This window comes from Pseudomonas syringae pv. cilantro, assembly GCF_001293775.1.
In the GTDB taxonomy this organism is placed as follows: Bacteria; Pseudomonadota; Gammaproteobacteria; order Pseudomonadales; family Pseudomonadaceae; genus Aquipseudomonas; species Aquipseudomonas syringae_P.
The window spans coordinates 574,930-576,332 of sequence record NZ_LGLN01000033.1; the positions used below are offsets into that span (position 1 = coordinate 574,930).

Annotated in this window: 1 protein-coding gene and 1 pseudogene; both read right to left on the bottom strand. The window is 46.9% G+C overall.

Annotated elements, in window-relative coordinates; translation table 11 throughout:
* Positions 1–376 (bottom strand): annotated as a pseudogene (locus ABJ99_RS28605) (permease); the annotation flags it as partial.
* Positions 377–380: 4 nt separating this feature from the next.
* Positions 381–1,403 (bottom strand): hypothetical protein (locus ABJ99_RS09610; RefSeq protein WP_080378085.1); only part of this gene is annotated, 1,023 nt, incomplete at its 5' end.

The window sequence follows — 1,403 nt, forward strand, 5'->3', positions numbered from 1 at the left end:
AGTCGGGGTAGTGGAGGTAGTATTCGACAGAGGCCCGGTCGGTTTTGATGGTGTAGTGGTAAATGGTTTTTTGGCGGATACCTAAAAAAATAAAGTATGTCGCTCCGCCTAAAGCAGCCACCACGATGTAAATTGCCAGTGACGGATCCTTAGAGTAAGAGTCCCAGCCTCCCCACAATCCAACGCTTAGCATAGTTGAGCATATGATAATCATGGCTGACTGAGCAAAAAATATTTCCTTTGGAGGTCTTGCGATGGTCTTTATTGACCAATTTATAATGTGTTCACTAGTTAACTTAGGGTCCTTGTCGGTTTGAGCGTTTTCTGCGTGGGTTTCGATTTTTTCTAATTGAGCAACATTGTATTTTTTGATCATTTTTTTATTCCGCAATTTCGAGTGTGGGTGCGCCGAGCCGGCTTGAAACTTTCACGTCTAGCTCAGTAGTGGATAGGCCATCGGCCACGATATCCCCATTGGTATTCAGTTCGAGCTGGAACAGGTAGCCAATGTCCTGTTGTTCAGACGTGACCAACTGATTGGAGTACCATATTTGCAGTTCCAGATACGTCGCGTCTTTCTCGAGAGGCACCCACGTTTCCCAGACTACGTCTTCACCAGCGGGAGGCATAAGTGGAAATGTGAAATCCTCTTGAGCGCTGCGAGCGGGTTGGTTGGCGAGCTTTCCAAAATGATCAATTTTTTTAAATTGCCCTCTGTCCAAAAAAGGCTCGTGTATTGGAGAATCTATTTTCCCCACGGGAAGCACGCCCCACGAACGTTTGCTGCTGATGACGTTGAAGTGTACCGACTCACCTCGCACTGCGCTCGGCAAAAGAATTTGCACACCAGCACCGTATTGCACCGGAATGTTACGTGGGGTGTCCCGCCCGAAATAGTAGGTTTCGTCTCGTGTGGTGCTTTTTACATAAACTTGAGGGCTTAGCTGTATCGTAAGTAGAGCAAGCTTTTCTTCTCGCAGGCCCTCCGCATTTGTCGGGTATCGATATTCAATTGACTTTGACCAACAGCATTTTCGTAGCCACCAACCTATGCTGTCTCGTTTGAAGTAATTCAAGGCCATGGTGGTGAGCAGATAGACCGCGCCGGTTAGCAATAGTGCAACACTAAACCAAGAGCCCATTACAAACGTAGTAAGGGTGATTGAAGGGGATAACCCTGCAATAAATTGAGCGGCAATGCCTGCACCCATCATTAATACTGAAGCAGTTTTTATCTCCATTGCAATTTTTTCTTCAGATGTTCTTGCTTTAGTCAGGTCACCCCAGATATCAGCAAGTTCTAACGTCGCTGCAATTATCCCAAACGCCCCCATTGCCACCATCGAAACCCTGAACCCACTTATCGCTTCCCCCCATACAACATTGCCCTTCGCCTTCCAGTA